General features: G+C 64.9%; 16 protein-coding genes and 1 pseudogene. 8 read left to right on the plus strand and 9 right to left on the minus strand.

Going from position 1 to position 17,417, the window contains the following annotated elements; all coding sequences use genetic code 11:
- The coding region (locus BUA29_RS07520; RefSeq protein WP_143148850.1) for a transposase at window positions 1–313 on the plus strand (313 nt) is incomplete at its 5' end.
- A 10-nt stretch (window positions 314–323) separates the two neighbouring features.
- A pseudogene (locus tag BUA29_RS07525) lies at window positions 324–1,043 on the plus strand (ATP-binding protein); the annotation flags it as partial.
- Window positions 1,044–1,076: 33 nt separating this feature from the next.
- On the opposite strand, the gene BUA29_RS07530 reads toward BUA29_RS07525, so the two are convergent.
- Entirely contained in the window at window positions 1,077–2,852 is a 1,776-nt protein-coding gene (locus BUA29_RS07530) for an EAL domain-containing protein (RefSeq protein WP_072755998.1), read from the minus strand.
- Between the two features lie 3 nt (window positions 2,853–2,855).
- Window positions 2,856–4,118 carry an HD-GYP domain-containing protein gene (locus BUA29_RS07535; RefSeq protein ID WP_072755999.1) on the minus strand — a complete coding sequence of 421 codons (1,263 nt, stop codon included), beginning with the start codon at window positions 4,116–4,118 and terminating at the stop codon, window positions 2,856–2,858.
- Window positions 4,119–4,347: 229 nt separating this feature from the next.
- Between BUA29_RS07535 and BUA29_RS07540 the strand changes: the two genes are divergently transcribed.
- Window positions 4,348–5,763 carry a cryptochrome/photolyase family protein gene (locus BUA29_RS07540; RefSeq protein ID WP_072756000.1) on the plus strand — a complete coding sequence of 472 codons (1,416 nt, stop codon included), beginning with the start codon at window positions 4,348–4,350 and terminating at the stop codon, window positions 5,761–5,763.
- A gap of 8 nt (window positions 5,764–5,771) precedes the next feature.
- Here BUA29_RS07540 and BUA29_RS07545 read toward each other — a convergent pair whose 3' ends face one another.
- From BUA29_RS07545 to BUA29_RS07565, 5 genes are all read right to left on the minus strand, one after another.
- Window positions 5,772–6,425, minus strand: coding sequence for an NAD(P)H-binding protein (locus tag BUA29_RS07545; RefSeq protein WP_072756001.1), 654 nt, complete (start codon window positions 6,423–6,425; stop codon window positions 5,772–5,774).
- 11 nt (window positions 6,426–6,436) lie between these two features.
- Window positions 6,437–6,577 carry a DUF2256 domain-containing protein gene (locus tag BUA29_RS07550; protein WP_072756002.1) on the minus strand — a complete coding sequence of 47 codons (141 nt, stop codon included), beginning with the start codon at window positions 6,575–6,577 and terminating at the stop codon, window positions 6,437–6,439.
- Between the two features lie 10 nt (window positions 6,578–6,587).
- The gene (locus BUA29_RS07555; protein WP_072756003.1) at window positions 6,588–7,313 is read right to left on the minus strand and encodes an SDR family NAD(P)-dependent oxidoreductase; all 726 of its coding nucleotides are present in this window, start codon (window positions 7,311–7,313) and stop codon (window positions 6,588–6,590) included.
- Between the two features lie 111 nt (window positions 7,314–7,424).
- Complete coding sequence (locus tag BUA29_RS07560) at window positions 7,425–10,517, minus strand: efflux RND transporter permease subunit (RefSeq protein ID WP_072756004.1); 3,093 nt, start codon at window positions 10,515–10,517, stop codon at window positions 7,425–7,427.
- Window positions 10,514–11,590: an efflux RND transporter periplasmic adaptor subunit gene (locus tag BUA29_RS07565; RefSeq protein ID WP_072756005.1), complete on the minus strand. Its 1,077-nt coding sequence runs from the start codon at window positions 11,588–11,590 to the stop codon at window positions 10,514–10,516. Before BUA29_RS07565 ends, BUA29_RS07560 begins: the two co-directional genes overlap by 4 nt.
- A 239-nt stretch (window positions 11,591–11,829) precedes the next feature.
- Between BUA29_RS07565 and BUA29_RS07570 the strand changes: the two genes are divergently transcribed.
- The 4 genes from BUA29_RS07570 (at window position 11,830) to folE (ending at window position 14,940) form a co-directional block, all read left to right on the plus strand.
- Window positions 11,830–12,405, plus strand: coding sequence for a lipocalin family protein (locus tag BUA29_RS07570; RefSeq protein ID WP_072756006.1), 576 nt, complete (start codon window positions 11,830–11,832; stop codon window positions 12,403–12,405).
- Complete coding sequence (locus BUA29_RS07575) at window positions 12,402–12,590, plus strand: hypothetical protein (protein WP_072756007.1); 189 nt, start codon at window positions 12,402–12,404, stop codon at window positions 12,588–12,590. The genes BUA29_RS07570 and BUA29_RS07575 overlap by 4 nt, the downstream gene beginning before the upstream one ends.
- Window positions 12,587–14,116, plus strand: a complete 1,530-nt coding sequence (locus BUA29_RS07580) for a cryptochrome/photolyase family protein (RefSeq protein ID WP_072756008.1) — start codon at window positions 12,587–12,589, stop codon at window positions 14,114–14,116. The genes BUA29_RS07575 and BUA29_RS07580 overlap by 4 nt, the downstream gene beginning before the upstream one ends.
- 158 nt (window positions 14,117–14,274) lie before the next feature.
- Window positions 14,275–14,940 carry a GTP cyclohydrolase I gene (folE, locus tag BUA29_RS07585; RefSeq protein ID WP_245770526.1) on the plus strand — a complete coding sequence of 222 codons (666 nt, stop codon included), beginning with the start codon at window positions 14,275–14,277 and terminating at the stop codon, window positions 14,938–14,940.
- A gap of 78 nt (window positions 14,941–15,018) precedes the next feature.
- Here folE and BUA29_RS07590 read toward each other — a convergent pair whose 3' ends face one another.
- Window positions 15,019–15,690: a ChrR family anti-sigma-E factor gene (locus tag BUA29_RS07590; protein WP_072756010.1), complete on the minus strand. Its 672-nt coding sequence runs from the start codon at window positions 15,688–15,690 to the stop codon at window positions 15,019–15,021.
- The gene (locus BUA29_RS07595) at window positions 15,687–16,319 is read right to left on the minus strand and encodes a sigma-70 family RNA polymerase sigma factor (protein WP_072756011.1); all 633 of its coding nucleotides are present in this window, start codon (window positions 16,317–16,319) and stop codon (window positions 15,687–15,689) included. The genes BUA29_RS07590 and BUA29_RS07595 overlap by 4 nt, the downstream gene beginning before the upstream one ends.
- A 144-nt stretch (window positions 16,320–16,463) precedes the next feature.
- On the opposite strand from BUA29_RS07595, the gene BUA29_RS07600 reads away from it, so the two are divergent.
- The gene (locus tag BUA29_RS07600; RefSeq protein WP_425443771.1) at window positions 16,464–17,417 is read left to right on the plus strand and encodes an acyl-CoA desaturase; all 954 of its coding nucleotides are present in this window, start codon (window positions 16,464–16,466) and stop codon (window positions 17,415–17,417) included.

The following is a 17,417-nucleotide window of genomic DNA, read 5'->3' on the forward strand; positions in this document are numbered from 1 at the left end:
GATGGCATCGGATCGCCCCACCGCCGAACCGCTGCTCCGAAAGTGGGTCTCTTGGGCACGACGGTGTCGGCTGACGCCCTTCAAGAAGCTCGGTGCCACCATCCGCGACCACCTCACCGGCATCCTGCGGCATTTCGACACCGGCCTGTCCAACGGCCAGGTCGAGGCCTTCAACGCCCAGATCCAGGCCGCCAAGGCCCGCGCCAAGGGCTATCGCACTGACGCCAACCTGATCGCCATCAGCTACCTGCTGTGCGCCAAGCTCAGGCATCTACCCCGTCACCCTTGGCTCCATGCTCCCCATCAGACATGAACCGTTTCCACTGGAATCGCGATTGAGCCCGCTTTTGACCCTGCTTGATCGCTACCATGCCGCGCTTTTCTCCGAGGACCCACTGGCAGGGCGGTCCGAGATTCTGCAGGCGCGCCGCCAGCTGGACATCGACTACATTCTTGGCGATCTGCCCAACCTGCTGCGTGAGTCCCGCGAGGGCATCGAGCGAGTCACCAAGATCGTGCAGGATCTCAAGGATTTCTCGCGGATTGGACGCGATCAGAAAATGCAGCCGGCCGACCTGCTGCAGGGGCTGGATTCCACCCTCAACATCGTCTGGAACGACCTCAAGTACAAGGTCCGGCTGGAAAAGCACTACACCCCCCTGCCGCTGGTGGAATGCCTGGCCTCGGAGATCAACCAGGTGTTCCTGAACCTGTTGCTCAACGCCAGCCAGGCCATCGAGCAGCGCGGCACCATCGTGCTGGCCAGCGGTCAGGAGGGCGACGAGGTGTGGATCAGCGTCACCGACACCGGCTGCGGGATCCCGCCCGAGGCAATGCCGCATCTGTTCGATCCGTTCTTTACCACCAAGCCAATCGGCCGCGGAACCGGGCTGGGGCTGGCGATTTCCTACAGCATCATCGCCAAGCACCATGGCCGTATCGAAGTCACCAGCAAAGTGGGGCAGGGCAGTACGTTCCGGGTCGTGTTGCCGATCCGGCAGCCGCGTCAGGAAGACGCCAGCCCACTGCCAAGCCAATCCTGAGAAGCCGTTATTGGCATCGGTGCCCGTGGCCGGTCAGGACGCCCCGCTGTCATCCGCGTCGAAGTCTTTGGGGGTTGCCTGCCGTTGCTGCTCGGCCAACCGGAATGCGGCACGGATATGTCCGCGCAACTCGGCATCGTCCCAGGGTTTGAGCAGAAACCGGTACACCGCCCCTTGGTTGATCGCTTCGCTGATGGTGCCGGCATCGGTATATCCGGACAGCGCCAGCCGCACGGTATCCGGATACATCTCGCGGACGCGCGCCAGAAACTCGGTGCCGCTCATATCCGGCATGCGCTGGTCGGACACGATCACCTGCACTTGGTTGCGCGCCAGCAGGTCGAAGGCTTCGTTGACACTGTTGGCAGTGAGCAGCCGGTATCCGTCACGTCGCAACAACCGTGTCAGCGCGCGTAGCACGTTTTCCTCGTCGTCCAGCAGGAGCAGGGTGCGGGTGGGCTGCTCGTCGCTCTCGGAGCGGAAAATCTGCGGCAGCAGATAGCGGCGGCGCAGTGTCTCATCGATGCCAGGCGCGGGCAGGGGAGGGCTGAACAGATAGCCCTGGAAGAAGTCGCAGCGATAACGACGCAGGAAGGCAAGCTCCGCCTCCGACTCCACCCCCTTGGCGACCACGGTCATGCCCAGCTGGTGGCCCATCGCGATGATGGCCCGAACCAGCGCGGCGTTACGCGGTTTGCGGGTGATGTCGCGGAGAAAACCGCGGTCGATCTTGAGCCGATCCAGCGGGTAGCGGGCCAGCGCCGTCAGGCTCAGGCCCCGCATGCCGAAATCGGCCAGGGTGAGCGAGGCGCCGAGACTGCGCAGACCGGACAGGTTTTCATCCACATGGGGAGCGTCCATCTGCAGCACGCTTTCCGAAAGTTCGAACTCCACCGCATTGCCTGGAATGCCGCTGCGGTGAAACAGCTCACCGATCAGCTCCAGACATTCACGGCGCAGCAGCAGCGCGCCTTCCAGGGGGATCGAAGCGGTCACATAGTCAATCCCGATATCGCGCCAGTGACGGATCTGCTGGAGGGCGGTTTCGATGGTCCACAGACCCACCGGTTCGGCAAGGCCTGCACGTTCCACCGCAGGCAGAATGCGGCCTGCCCGCAGCACGCCTTCCCGTTCGTTGTGCCAGCGCAGCAGTGCGCTACAGGCCACGATGCTGCCATCACGCCCGCTGATCACCGGCTGGTAATGCAGCTGGAACTCGTTCCGAGCGATGGCATCGAGAAAACGACGACCGCCCGGCGGGCTTGGCTCATCAGAGTGAAGTTCAACATCCGGTGCAAACAGGACTTGTCCGCCCGGCCCACCGCGTACAGCCCGCCGCATGGCCTGTTCGGCGGCGGTTAGCAGAGCATCGGCATCATGCGCATGATCGGGAAACAGCGCGATGCCAATGGCCAAGGTAATGTCGAGCACATACGGCGGCACCTGTACCGGTGTATCGAACATCTCGCGTAGCTGCTCGGCCAGGGCCTGGCCATCCGGCTCGCCATCGCGGTAAGCCATGGCCACCAAAAATTCCTCGCTGCCCAGCTGCCAGAGCCAGGCGTCGCTCGGGATGGCCTGTGCCAGCCGCCGAGCCACCACCGTCAGCGCCTGTTCGACGATGTTTTCCCCAAGCGTGGCATGGATCGAACCCAGACCATCCACATCGACGTGCAGCAGCGCCAGCCGACGCCCGGCACCACTGACCTGCGCCAGTACGCTGGCCAGGCTGGGGCCGCTGGCCCCCAGCCGGTGAATCGGTAGTCGGGAGGCAGGCGCGGTCTGTCCGAAGTTGCCGGTATGTGCCATGGTCTAAAGCCACAGCTTTTCAAGATTGGTGAAGGGCCATTTTTCCGGATTTTCCGGGCCGACGATACGGTCGTTACAGGCCGGGTCGGCCAGATCCAGGGTCTGCACCGGGATCATCTCCTGCCGTTTGAGCGAGTAGAACACCCGCACGATCGGGGTCAACAGAGAGGTTTTGCCCGGCTCGGCAACGACCGCCAGTCGGTCGGAGGCCATGCGCACCAAAGCACCGACCGGGTAGATCCCTACGGTCTTCACGAACGCGTTGAACACGTTGCGGTCGAAATGGCCCTCCCAGCGCGCCATTTCCCGCAATGCGCCGGCCGGATCCCAGGGCGCCTTGTAAGCGCGTACCGAGGTCACCGCGTCATAGACATCGCAAACGGCGCCCATCCGGGCCAGCAGGGTGATTTCCTCGCCCTTGAGGCCATAGGGGTAGCCCCGGCCATTGATCCGTTCATGATGATGCAAGGCGATATCCACCACCTCATATTCGGCCCCGGCCTCCTGCAGAGCACGCGCACCGGCCTCCGGATGGGTTTTCATGATGGCAAACTCCTCGTCGGTGAGCTTGCCAGGCTTATTCAGCACCTCCAGCGGCATGAAGGCCTTGCCGAGGTCATGCATCAGCCCGCCACAGCCGGCGCGCTTGGTCAGGCCGGGGTCGAGGCCAAGCTGACGGGAAAGCGCCAGCATCAGCGCGGCCACCGCCACCGAGTGCAGGTAGGTGTAGTCATCGTGGGTTTTCAGCCGGGCGACACTGAGCAATGCAACGGGATTGCGCAGCACCGAAGCATTCATTTCTTCCACCAGCGGCAGCACAGCCGCCGGATCTACGCTGTTGCCCAGCCGCACCTCCTCAAACATCGCCATGACCTGCTGCTTGCCCGCCTGGCAGATCTGGCGGGCACGCTCGATCTCGGCCGTCAGTGGCACATGGCGTGGCCGCACCTGCGATGGCATGCGGTCCTGTTCGATCGCAACGCGCTCGTCTTCGCTCAAACCTTCGGTGGCGTCATCGGCGGCAGGGATGTCGGGAGTGTCCGCATCCTGTTCCTGCGCATCTTCAACGTCATCCATGGACAGACCGCGTGACTCGTCGATCCAGACGGTCTGGATCCCGGATTCAAGGATGCGCTGAAGGTCTTTTTCATGCTCCAGCAGGAAACTGCTGCGCAGAAAGGGATGCTCCAGCCAGGAGCTGCCGATCTTGTGCAGATACATGCCAATCCGCAGCCGTTCGACCGGGATTTCACGAATGCCGGGCATGGCCGTCCTTTCGTCCAGACGCAGTTCCGTTCTGCATGGAAGTCAGTCTAATGCTGGCTGGGGCATGCGTCAGCATAGCGGGCGTGCGCCATTCGTTACTTCGCATAATGCATATTATGTAAAAAACGGCATTAGAGGGTGGCCGCAACACGGCTGCAGGCATTGCATCGGATTGGCCGCCTGCGCCGTAACACCGCTACCCTTGCGTCGGCCACCGAACTCCGCCCCTATGTCCATTGCCATCGTGCTGTTGAGGCGCGATCTGCGTCTGTCTGACCATCCTGCCCTGAGTGCGGCCTGCGCTGCGCATGATCGGGTGTTACCGGTTTATGTGCATCCAGCCGACGAGGATTCGAGCTGGCCACCGGGTGCCGCCAGCCGCTGGTGGCTGCATCATTCGCTGGAAGCGCTGCGCGCACAACTGCGTGCCCAGGCGGGCGATCTGCATGTCGTTGTGGGCGATCCACACTCGGCACTACGCGGTCTGATTCGGCAAACCGGCGCGAGCGCCGTGTACTGGACCCGGCGCTATGAGCCGGATGCGATCGCCCGTGACACCTCGCTGAAAGCGGCCCTGCGCGAAGACGGTATCGACGTGCAGAGCTTCCCCGGCAATCTCTGGCATGAGCCCTGGACGCTGGCCACAGTGGACGGTCAGCCCTATCGGGTATTTACCCCGTTCTGGCGCAAGCTGCGCACGCAGCTGCCATCCCGGCACCCACTGCCTGCAGCACGTCCGCGCCACTGGTTGACGTTGGATGGCAGCCTGCCGACCGCGGCGCTGGGGCTGCTGCCCAAGATCCGTTGGGACGAGGGGCTGGCGGCGACCTGGACGCCCGGTGAAGTCGGGGCGCACGCGCAACTGGCGCTGTTTGCCGAAGGTGCAGTTCATGATTATGCGAAAAGCCGGGATCTACCGGCCCGGCATGGCACTTCGCGTCTGTCGGCGCATCTGCACTTCGGTGAAATCACCCCACACCAGATCCATCACGGCTTGCTGCAACACATCGCTGCCATGGATGTACGTCGTCGCCCGGATCTGGAGCCTTATCTGCGCGAGCTGGGCTGGCGCGAGTTTGCCTGTCACCTGCTCTATCACTTCCCGCAGACACCGGAGGCCAACTTCAATCCGCGCTTCGATGCATTTCCGTGGGCACCCCCGGATGCGGAGGCACTGGCGCGCTGGCAACAGGGGCGCACCGGCATCCCGCTGGTGGACGCTGGCATGCGCGAACTCTGGCACACCGGCTGGATGCACAACCGTGTGCGCATGGTGGTGGCCAGTTTTCTGACCAAGAACCTGCGTCAGCACTGGCTGCATGGCGCGCGTTGGTTCTGGGACACCCTGGTGGACGCCGATCTGGCCAACAACACGCTGGGCTGGCAGTGGGTGGCCGGTTGCGGCGCGGATGCGGCGCCCTACTTCCGGGTCTTCAACCCATTGTTGCAAGCAGCTAAGTTCGACCCGGACGCCACCTACATCAAGCGCTGGTTGCCGGAGTTGGCGCCATTGCCGGCCAAGGTGCTGCACGCACCCGATAAACACGCCGCGGCGCTGGCGGCTTGCGGCTACCCGGCGCCCATGGTGGATCTTGCCGCTTCGCGGGATGCGGCGCTGGCGGCGTGGAGTGCGCTGGCCCGGTGATGAGGCTGTCAGTGGATATCGGCGTTTTCGATCACCTCCGGTTTGGGCCCATCCATCCGCAGCAAACGCAGCATGCACTCGCCGACCGCACGCGTGCTGGTCATCAGGCGTGGCAACCCGTGCTGGGCCAGCGCGAGCACCGGGCTGCCCAGCCAATAGAGCACACGCCGCAATGGATGCGGTGAACGCACCCCGCATACTGGGCGGACGATACCCGGCCGCAGGCAGGTGTAGGCCAGACCGGATCGGGCAAGAACGGCTTCCGCCTCGCCCTTGACGCGCAGCGGCATGACCCGGCTGCCGGCATCGGCGCCCATGCCCGAGACATAGGCGACGAAGCCCCCGGGATTGGCCGCTGCATACGCCTCGACGACGCGTGCCAGCGTGGCCACCGTCGCCTCGCGGTATGCCGCTTCGGTCATCCCTAAGGGCAGCGGGCCGGCGCAATACAGACAGGCGTCATGGCCATGCAGATCAAGGCGGCCCAGCGCCTCCTGGGTGAATCCTGGTACCTGCAGCACTCGCACCTTGGGGTGTGGCGCAGTGTATGGACGGCGAACCAGCACGGTGACGCCTGTGATGTCAGACGCCTCCAGCAGCACCTGCAAGACGCCCTGCCCCACCAGCCCGGTGGCACCGACCAACAGCACCTGCTTGCCCATCGTGTGTCTCCTCACCTGCGCCCACGGCAACGCTGAGAACAGTAGCGAACGGAAGGCCAATCGCGCGCCCACTTGCGACGCCACTGGAACGGCCGGCCGCAGGTCGCGCAGATCTTCTGCGGCAACTCGCTTTTCTTGCGCATGCGTGACATGGCAGCCGCCTCATTTACCGGCCGCCACCCCGCGACCGCCGTCCACCCCGATCACCTGCCCGGTGATCCAGTCAGCCTGCGGCGAGAGCAGAAATGCAGCCAGGCTTGCGATGTCGTCGGGTGTTCCCAGCCGCGCCAGCGGGTGCATCGCGGCGATCGATTCGCGCATGCGCGGGTTGCCTACGATGCCCTGCGCCAGCGGTGTCTCGGTCAGCGATGGTGCGATGGCGTTGATGCGAACCGCAGGCGCCAGTTCCGCCGCCAGCGCCCGCACCAGCCCTTCCACCGCGGCCTTGGCCATCCCGATGGAGGCATGCATCGGAAAGCCACGGCTTGCCGCCACCGAGGAAAACAGCACCACCGAGGCGCGTTCGCCGGCAGCACGGAGTGCCGGCAGTGCGGCTTGAATCGCCAACGCGGCACCCGCAGCGTTCAGCCGGAAGTCGCGCTCGAAATCCTCGGACGTCAACCGGGTAAACGGCTTCAAGTTGATGCTGCCCACGGCATAGGCCAGACCTGACAGCGATGAACCTGCATCTGCCGCCACCTGTTGAACTGCGCCGGGCTGGAGCACGTCAACGGCGGTGTAGGTAGCACCCAGTGGGTCGGCGAGCGCCTGCAGACGCTGCGCATCGCGTGCCACCAGGTGCAGCGCGTGCCCTTCCGACGCCAGACGCCGACACAGCGCACTGCCGATGCCACCAGTGGCGCCATACACCAGGATCTTGCCTGCCATGCGTCCTGCCCTCTTGCTGTTGACCGTCATCAACCGCTACGGGCAGGACTGCCGGGCGGATGCAGCACCCGGCGATCTGGCGTTCGTCAGTGTGCCGGCATTGCGGTCGAATCAGACCTGTCCTGGGGCTGGATCGGCGTGTGTCGCGCCGTCCGGCGTGATCCGGAACCACAGTGCATACAACGCCGGCACAAACAGCAGGGTGATGGCAGTACCCACCGCCACGCCGCCGATCAGAACATAGGCGAGCGGCCCCCAGAAACTGTCGTGGGTCAGGGGGATGAAGGCCAGTATCGCCGCCAGCGCGGTCAGCACCACCGGGCGGGCGCGCTGCACGGCGGCTTCCACGACGGCGTCGAACGCGCCCAGCCCCGCCTCGAAGTTGTCGCTGACCTGCTGCGTGAGAATCAGGGTATTGCGCATCAGGATGCCGGCCAGTCCCGTCAGGCCTAGCAGCGCCACGAACCCGAACGGTTGCCGGAACACGACCAGCGCCAGCACCGCACCGATCAGGCCCAGCGGGGCGGTGGCCACCACCATGAAGGTGCCGGCAAACGAGCGCATCTGCAGCATGATGAAGATCAGCATGAACGCCACCATCACCGGCTGCAGTTTGGCGATCGACGCATTGGCCTTTCCCGACTGCTCGACCGAGCCGCCGATGGCGACGCGGTAGCCGGGCGGCAGGTCTGCTCGCACTTTCTCCAGCGCCTTCCAGACGGCATTGGTGACATCATTGGGCTGTGCGCCGCGCACCTCGCCCTGCACCGCCACGAAGGGCTCGCGGTTGTAGCGCTTGATCACTGGCTCCTCATAGCGCACCTCCACCCGGCCGAGCTGCGCCAGCGGCAACTTACGCCCGTCGCGGTTGAGCAGCTCGAGACTACCCACGGTTTGCGCGTCGAGCCGCTTGCCGTTGAGTGCGCCGCGCGCGATCAGATCGACGCTGCGGATGTCGCGCCGCAACTGCGTCACCGGCACGCCGTCGAGCAGGAACTGCAGCTGTTGCGCCACATCCTGCGGGGTCAGGCCCAGCAGGCGCAGCCGATCCGGATCGGCGGTCAGGTGCAGCACGGGCGCGCGTTCGTCCCACTCCAGGTGCGGGTCAACGACGTGCGGGTTCTGTGCCATCACCTCGCGCACGCGGTAGGCGATCGCGCGTACCTGGTTGGGATCCGGGCCGAACACGCGGAACTGCACCGGCCAGATCACCGGCGGCCCGTACAGCAGCCGCGCCACGCGCACCCGCGCCTGGGCAAACTCACCGGCACGGATATGGTGCTCCAGCGTGGCCATGATGCGGTCGCGTGCGGCTTCGTCCTGCGCCACCACGATCAGCTTGCCAAAGGCCGGGTTGGGCGGCTCAGGGTTGGCCGAGATGAAAAACCGCGGCGCGCCCGCACCTACATACGCGGACAGGGTTTTGACCTCGGGCATCGGCGAAAGAATCGCTTCCAGCTGACGCACGGTTTTGTCGGTCACGTCGATCGCCGTGCCTTGCGGCAGATAGACGCTGACCAGTACCTCGGTGCGGTCGGAATTGGGGAAGAACTGTTTCTGCACCACCGTGGCCATGCCCACGATCGACAGCGCGAGCAGCCCCACCGTGCCGGCCACCACGACCACGCGATGGCGCACACACCAGGTGATGAGCGCACGCAGACGTTGATAGAAGGGCGTGTGGTAGATGCTGGCGTGATCGTGCCGCTGCGAAGGTGGCACCTCACGCAGTATTTTCACGCCAAGGTAAGGCGCAAACACCACCGCCACCAGCCAGGAGACGAGCAGGCTGATGCCCAGCACCCAGAAGATGTTGCCGGCATATTCACCCACGCCCGAGCGGGCAAAGCCGATCGGCAGAAAACCCGCTACGGTGACAAGGGTGCCAAACAGCATCGGCGCGGCCGTCACGTTCCAGGCATGGGCGGCAGCGCGCACCTTGTCCCAGCCCTCTTCCAGTTTGACCAACATCATCTCTACCGAGATGATCGCGTCGTCCACCAACAGCCCCAGCGCGATGATCAGCGCGCCTAAGGTGATGCGATCGAGATTGATGCCCATCAGCTTCATCACCAGGAAGCTGATCCCCAGCGTCACCGGCACGGCGATGCCAACGATCAGCCCGGCACGCCAGCCGATGGCCAGCATGCTCACCCCCATCACCACGATCACCGCCACCAGAAACTTGATCTGGAACAGGTTGACCGCTTTGGCAATGGCATCGGCCTGGTTGGTGAGCTGCGTGAGCGTCATGCCCAGCGGCAGCTCGGCTTTTTCCTGGTCCAGATAGGCTTGCAGGCGCTTGCCCAGTTCCAGGCCGTTTTCGCCCTTGTTCATCACCACGCCAAGCAGCACGGCGTCCTGACCGCGCGCCCGCACCAGATACGAAGGCGGCTCCTCATAACCGCGGCGGATGGTGGCGATATCACCCAGCCGCAGCACCTTGTTGCCGGCGCGGATCGGCAACGCCGCCAGCGTGTCGGGGTCGCTCAAGTCGGCATCGAGCCGGATGTACAGACGCGGCCCGTCGGTTTCAATCCGGCCGGTGGGCACCAGCCGGTTGCTGGCGTCAATAGCCTCGAAGATGGCCTGCGGCGACAGCCCCAGGTTCACCAGGCGGGCATTGTCGAACTCGACATAGACCCGCTCGCTGCGCTCGCCCAGCACCAATGCCTTGTGCACGCCCTCGATGCGCTGTAACTGATCGCGCAGACGCTCGGCCTCACGCACCAGATCGCTCATCGGCAGCCCCGGCGCGGTCAGCGCGAACAGGCTGAAATAGACGTCGGAAAAATCATCGTTGGCGATCGGGCCGATCACGCCACTGGGCATGGTGCGTGCCTCGTCCCACATGCGCTTGCGCACCTGGTAGAACAGCTCCGGCACCTTGGCTTGCGGGGTGTAGTCCTGGAACTCCACCTGCAAGGTGGCTTGCCCCGGGCGCACCGTGGTCTCAATCCGGTAGAGGTATTCCACCTCCTGGATGCGCTTTTCCAGACGATCGACCACCTGCTCCTGCAGCTGCTGCGCCGAGGCGCCGGGCCAGGCGACATTGACCTGCATCACGCGCACGGTAAAGGCCGGGTCTTCGGCGCGCCCCATCGAGGCAAAGGCGTACAACCCGCCCAGCACCGACAGAATCAGCAAAAACAGCGTGACGGCGCGCTCGCGCACGGCGAGCGCCGACAGGTTGGGAAAGCTCATCGCACCAGCTCCCGCACGCGCATGTCGTCCTTCAGCAGGTGGGTGCCCAGGGCCACCACATGCTCACCGGCCTTGAGCGCACCCGCGACCGTGGCCTGACGATCATCCAGTGCCAGCACGCGCACCGGCACAGGTTCCAGGCGACCATCGCGCACGCGCCAGACGCGCGGGCCATGACCGCGCTCATCCAGCGCGCCGATCGGCACCCGCCACTGTGCCTGCGCGGTGGCCGGGTTGCCGCCATCGGCAAACCGGGTCGAGACGATGCTGCCCAGTGCCAACGTCTGCGGCAGATTCGGCACCGTGTAACGGGCGCGCCGGGTGCGTCCGGACGCATCGACCACGGGCGCGGCTTCGCGCAGCGTGAGTGGCCGCGTTTGTCCGTCGGGCAGAACCGCCTCGCCTGCAGGCGGTGGCAACACGCCATCGGGGAAGAAGACTTCGATCTCACGCTCACCGGCCTGTGCCAGCACCGCCACCGGTTGCCCCGCGCTGACCACCTGCCCGGGCTGACCGCTGACCTCCATCAGCACGCCCGCGGCTGGGCTGCGCAGCTGGGCATACCCCAGGGCATTGCGCACCTGGGCAAAGCGCGCCGCCGCGGCATCACGCCCGCTTTGCGCTTGCCGTACCACCAGCGCGGCCCGTTCCACCGCCTGAGCGCTGACGAACTGGCTGTCCTGCAACTGGCGGAACCGTTCGAAATCGGCCTGCGCGGTGCGCAGCGCTGCTTCGGCGGCTTTCAGGTCGGCCTCGGCGCTGCGCAATGCCTGTTCCAGATCGATCGGGTCGAGGGTGAACAGCACCTGCCCGGCCTGAACCGATTGCCCGGCATCGGCCTGGCGCGTCAGGATCCGCCCACCGACCTGAAAGGCCAGCGGCGATTCAAAGCGCGCCCGAACGGTGCCTGACAGCGCCCGGGATGAGGCCGTCACCGGCGTCACGGTCGCCGTGCGGACATAGGGCGCGGCATCCGCTGCCGCGTTGGCGTCAGACGTGCGCTGGCATGCAGTAGTCAGTGCGAGCAGGCTGGCGATGGCGGCCACCAGGGCAGCGCGATGGGCAACAGGCATGGCTGAACGTCTCTGGGTTTATTTCTAAACTTTAAAGTTTACATATTGGGCCGCGTGGCGACCAGAGGCGAAAGCGTCTTTCAGCGTTCGGCGACATCGATGTGACGCACGTGAGTGCCGCCCCGGCATTGCAACACCGGGCTTACGCGCAACCAACCTGCGTTGGATGCAGGCGGCGGTTGCATCCAGCCTGACCGGCCTGCCGTAACACAGGCATCCCCGCTTTGGAGTCTTCCGCCATGCGCAGCCTGATTGCCGCTGCTCTGCCCGCGCTGCTTGCCATCCTGTTGACCGGCTGCGCCGAAGCGGCCACGCCGATCCGGCCCGTGGCGCAGGTCGATCTACCGCGCTACATGGGCCGCTGGTACGTCATCGGCATCATTCCCACCTGGCTGGAACAGGGCAATCACAATCCGGTGGAAACCTACCGGCTGGATCGCAATGGCAATGTCTGCACCTGGTACCGCTACCGGCCTGACCGTTTCGATGCCCCGGTCAAGCGCCTGAAATCGACCGGTCTGGTGGTGCCCGGTACCGGCAACGCCGAATGGAAGGTGCGCTTCTTCGGCCTGTTCAAGGCCCAGTACAAGGTCGGCTGGCTGGCCGAGGACTACAGCCAGGTGCTCGTCGTGCGCGATGCCCGCGACTACCTCTGGTACATGGCGCGCACACCCACCGTGAGCGAGGCGGACTGGCAGGCCATGCTGACCCGTGCCCGTGCGTTTGGCTACGACGTCTCGCGCATCCAGCGGGTGCCGCAACGCTGGCCCGAGCAGGGCCCAGGCAGCGACCAGTTCGACGGTGAGTGCCCATGAATGTGGTGGTTCTGCTGTTGGCGCTACTGATGCCGCTGGTGGCCTGGCTGTCCAATACCGGCGGTCTGCCCGGTGCCGATGTCGCCGCCACGATCGCGCTGGTGCTGGCGGCACTCGTCGTCTTCACTGCGCTGGCCGCACGCCGCAACGGCTGGCGCACTCAACCCGGGCGCCACACCGGATGACCTGCCTGCGGTTGGTGCTGGGCGACCAGTTGAACCCGCGGCATCCCTGGTTCGATACGGTGTCGCCGGATGTTCTGTACGTCCTGATGGAAGTCCGCCAGGAAACCGATTACGTCCTCCACCACGCGCAGAAAATCATTGCCATCTTTGCGGCCATGCGTCGCTTTGCGGATCGCTTGCGCGCCGCCGGTCATCGCGTGGCCTATCTGCGGATTGACGATCCCGACACCCTGCCGTCGCTGACCGCCAATCTGAACCAGCTGATGGCGCTGCACGGAGCCACTGCGTTTGAATACCAGGCGCCGGACGAATGGCGGCTGGACGCGCAGCTCAAAGACTACGCCGCCCGCCTGCCCATTCCCGCGCACTGCGTGGACAGCCACCACTTCCTCGCGGCACGCGATGCCGTAGCGAGTTTTTTCGGCACGCGCAAACGCTGGACCATGGAGCTGTTCTACCGGTACATGCGGCAACGCCACGGCATCCTGCTAGAGCCAGACGGCGCCCCGCTGGGTGGGCGCTGGAACTTCGATGCCGAAAACCGCAAGCCCTGGCGTGGTGATCCGCCGGAGCCGCCAGACTTGCGGCCGATCCACGATCACACCGCCTTGTGGGCCAGCATCCAGGCCGCGGGTGTCGCCAGCTTCGGCAATCCGTCGGCGGATGCATTCCGCTGGCCGATCGACCGCGAGGAAGCGCTGGGCCAGCTCGATGCGTTTGTCGAACATGCGCTACCGCACTTCGGTGACTACCAGGACGCGCTGAGTAGCCGCGCCCATCGGCTCTTCCACTCCCTGCTGTCATTCGCATTGAACGTGAAGATGCTTTCACCGGCCGAGGTGATTGCACGGGTGGAAGCCGAAGGACGTGCCGGCCGTGCGCCACTGGCGGCGGTGGAGGGCTACATCCGCCAGATCCTGGGTTGGCGCGAGTACGTGCGCGGCGTGTATTGGGCGCGCATGCCCGGCTACGACGCCAGCAATACCTTTGCACACGACCGCCCACTGCCGGACTGGTTCTGGACCGGGCAGACCCGAATGGCCTGCGTGCGCGCGGCGATCGGGCAGTCACTGACGCATGCATACGCCCACCACATCCAGCGGCTGATGGTGATCGGCAACTTCGCCCTGCTGGCCGGGCTGGACCCGCAGGCGCTGCATCGCTGGTATCTCGGTATCTATATTGATGCCTTTGAATGGGTGGAACTGCCCAATACGCTTGGAATGAGCCAGTTCGCTGACGGCGGCCTGCTGGCCACTAAGCCCTATGTCTCATCGGCGGCCTACCTGCATCGTATGGGCGATCACTGCGGGCACTGCCACTACCGTCGTGATGCCCACATCGGCCCACGCGCGTGTCCGTTCAACGCGCTCTACTGGAACTTCCTGGACCGCAACAGCAAGCACCTGGCCGGCAATCCGCGGCTGGCAATGCCTTATCGGCAACTGGCGCGCATGCCGGCCGCAAAGCGGGAGGCGCTGGCGGCGCGCTCGGCGGAGCTGCTGGCGCAGCTTGACCAACTCTAGACCCACCGCATCCAAAGCTCATTGGCGGGCGTATGCGGTCATAAGTGGTGCCCGGCTCTGCCGGTGTGCTGCGTGTGCCCCCTTCCCTGCCTTGAGGCCACACCATGTCAACTCCCATGCGGGATCCAGCCCCTCTTCAACGCCTTGCACCGATCTCCGTGTCGCAGCGCGTCCGCGAACGCCTGTCCAGCGCAGGCATCCGCTTCCACGCCAATGACAACATCGCCGAGTATCTGAAAGACGGTGAGCTGGAAGCGATCGAGGCGGAAGTGGCCGCCAAGGCGCAGGAAATGCTGCGCGCGCTGGTCATCGATACCGACAACGACCATAACACCCGCGACACCGCCCGCCGCCTGGCCAAGATGTTCGTGCGCGAGGTGTTTGCTGGCCGCTTCCAGGCCATGCCCGCAGTCACCGAGTTCCCCAATGCCGAGCGCCTGAACGAGCTGATGATCGTCGGGCCCTTGCGGGTGCGCAGCGCCTGTTCGCACCATCTCTGCCCGATCATGGGGCGGGTGTGGGTGGGCGTACTGCCCGATGCCGATTCCAACCTGATCGGCCTGTCCAAATATGCCCGCCTGATCAACTGGATCATGCGTCGGCCGCAGATCCAGGAAGAGGCGGTGGTTCAGATTGCCGATCTGCTGGAGCAGCGTCTGAAGCCAGTCGGTATCGCCGTGGTGATGGAAGCCGATCACTACTGCATGCACTGGCGCGGTGTGGAGGATGATGGCGCGAAGATGGTCAACAGCGTCATGCGCGGCCGCTTTCTCGAGGACGCGGCCCTGCGGCGGGAATTCCTGACGTTCACCAAGCGCGACTAAACATTCCGGCCCTCACGAGCAGGCCCGCAGTCCACACCTGCGGGCCTGTTGTCGTTCAGGCAACCGTATGCAGGCCGATCAAAGGCCAACCACCGGCTGCAGCTTGCGCGCCAACCAGCCACGGAAAACCAACGGCCCGTCGAGCGCCGCCACGCAGATGCAAGGCACCCCTGGCGAAGTCACCGGCTGGTGCTCGACCTCACAGTCCAGATCCGCGATGTCGCCAGGGCCGAAGTGGCCGAGTTCATCGTCATAGGCGCCCTTGAGGATCTGGGTCAGCTCGCTGCCGCCATGGCTGTGGATCGGCATGCTTTTGCCAGGTGCAATCTTGAGCAGAATCAGAGTGTGGCCGCTGACTTCAGGGGCGCGGATCATGTGGACGCCGGGGGCGACCCAGCGCCAGCGCAGATCACTCCAACGCCGGCCGAAATAGGGCTGCAGCGGGCGTGGCAACGCATCAACAGCGGGCCGATTCGTGCTTGATTCTCGCGGCGATGGTGCAACCGGCGTCGTGTCCTGGAGGCGTGCCAGCATGTCCTGACGAAGCTGGTCGTGGCGCGTATCACCGGCGCCGGCAGGTTGACGCTGGTTGAGCAGCACCCCGCCCACCCGTTCCGCCCGCGCCAGTTGCTGGCGGCAGTAGGGGCAGCCTTCCAGATGCGTATCGACCACGGCCATCATCTCCGGTGACAGCGCACCGGCAGCGCGGCTGACCAGAGTGGCGGGATCGAGATGGTGGCGCGGTGTCATGCCTCACCCCGCAAGCTGGATTGCAGGCGGATGAATGCCCGCCGGATGGTGGATTTGACCGTGCCCAGCGGCATACCGAGCTCGTCGGCGATTTCCTGGTGGGATTTGGCTTCCAGATAGGACATGCGGATCAGTCGGGCTTGTAGTGCAGACAGGCGCTCGATCCGTTCGTTCAGATCGACGTGCGCGGCATAGCTTTCAGCGGTGGAGAAGCCGGGTGACTGCGCTTCTTCCTCTGGCTCCGGGGCGAGTTCTTCATCGACGGATTGCCACTGGCGCTCGCGACGAAGGCGGTCGATATGCAGGTTGCGGGCGATTCGGAACAACCAGGTGGACACCTGGCTGCGGCTGGGGTCATAGCTGGCGGCATGCTGCCAAAGCCGCAGCATGGCCTCCTGTGCCAGCTCATCGGCAGTCGCCTCCGATGCGCCCAGCCCACGCAGGTACAGCCGGACACGCGGCGCGAAGTGATCGTAGATCCGCATGAACGCATCGCGGTCACGCCGGAGCGCCACCGCCTGCATCTGCGTGCCCCAGTCGATCGCTGCGGCGTGGACGTTGTCCAGGGAGCTCATGGCGCGGGTCGCCTCGAATGGCGACAGGTCTCCGTGGCGGTTGGGTGCAGGCATGGTAAATCGAAGCCGGTCTGAAATGTCATCTCCCTTACGCAGCCTGCGCGCGTATGGATGCAGTCCCACACCGCAACCGACGCCGCCCATGCATCCAGTCTGGCCCCCATGCCGTAAGCTCGACGTACACACAGGACGTCTGCGATGCCTCTGGACTCACCCCGCCGCTCGCCTCACCCCGTTGGATCCGCCATGCGCTGGCTGCGACAGTGGTTTGATACCAGTGCCATTCCCACGCAAGACGGCCAGGGCGACCGGCGGATCGACTGGCCACGGGTGATCCCGTTCATCGGGTTGCATCTGGGCTGCCTGGGCGTGCTCTGGGTGGGCATCTCGCCAACGGCGGTGGTGGTGGCCGCTGTGCTGTATGTGGTGCGGATGTTTGCCATTACCGCCTTCTATCACCGGTATTTTTCCCATCGGACGTTTCGCGCCTCACGGCCGGTGCAGTTCGTTTTTGCCTTGCTTGGCGCCAGCGCTGTGCAACGTGGGCCGCTGTGGTGGGCCGCACACCATCGGCACCATCATCGCTATGCCGATACCGAGCAGGATCCGCACTCGCCGCGCTACGGCTTCTGGCGTAGCCACATGGGGTGGTTTTTGACCAAGGAAGCATTTGCGACCGACTTCAACCGGGTGCCGGATCTGGCGCGTTTCCCAGAGCTTCGCTGGCTTGACCGCTTCGATGTCGTGGTGCCGCTGGCGCTGGCGGCCAGCCTGTACGGGCTGGGTGCGCTGCTGGCCCGCTTCGCTCCGGCGCTCAATACCAGCGGCCCACAGCTGCTGGTGTGGGGATTTTTTGTCTCGACCGTGGTGCTGTTTCATGCCACGGTGACCATCAACTCGCTGGCGCACCGGTTCGGCAGTCGGCGCTTTGCAACGACCGACGACAGCCGCAACAACCTCTGGCTCGCACTGCTGACCTTCGGCGAGGGCTGGCATAACAACCACCATTTCTATGCCAGCAGTGCCCGGCAAGGGTTTTACTGGTGGGAGATCGACCTGACCTGGTACGGTCTGAAACTGCTGGCCTTGCTTGGGCTGATCCGTGATCTCAAACCGGTGCCCGCCTGGGTGCTGGAACGGGTGGAGCGTTGA

Source organism: Thermomonas hydrothermalis, assembly GCF_900129205.1.
GTDB lineage: Bacteria > Pseudomonadota > Gammaproteobacteria > Xanthomonadales > Xanthomonadaceae > Thermomonas > Thermomonas hydrothermalis.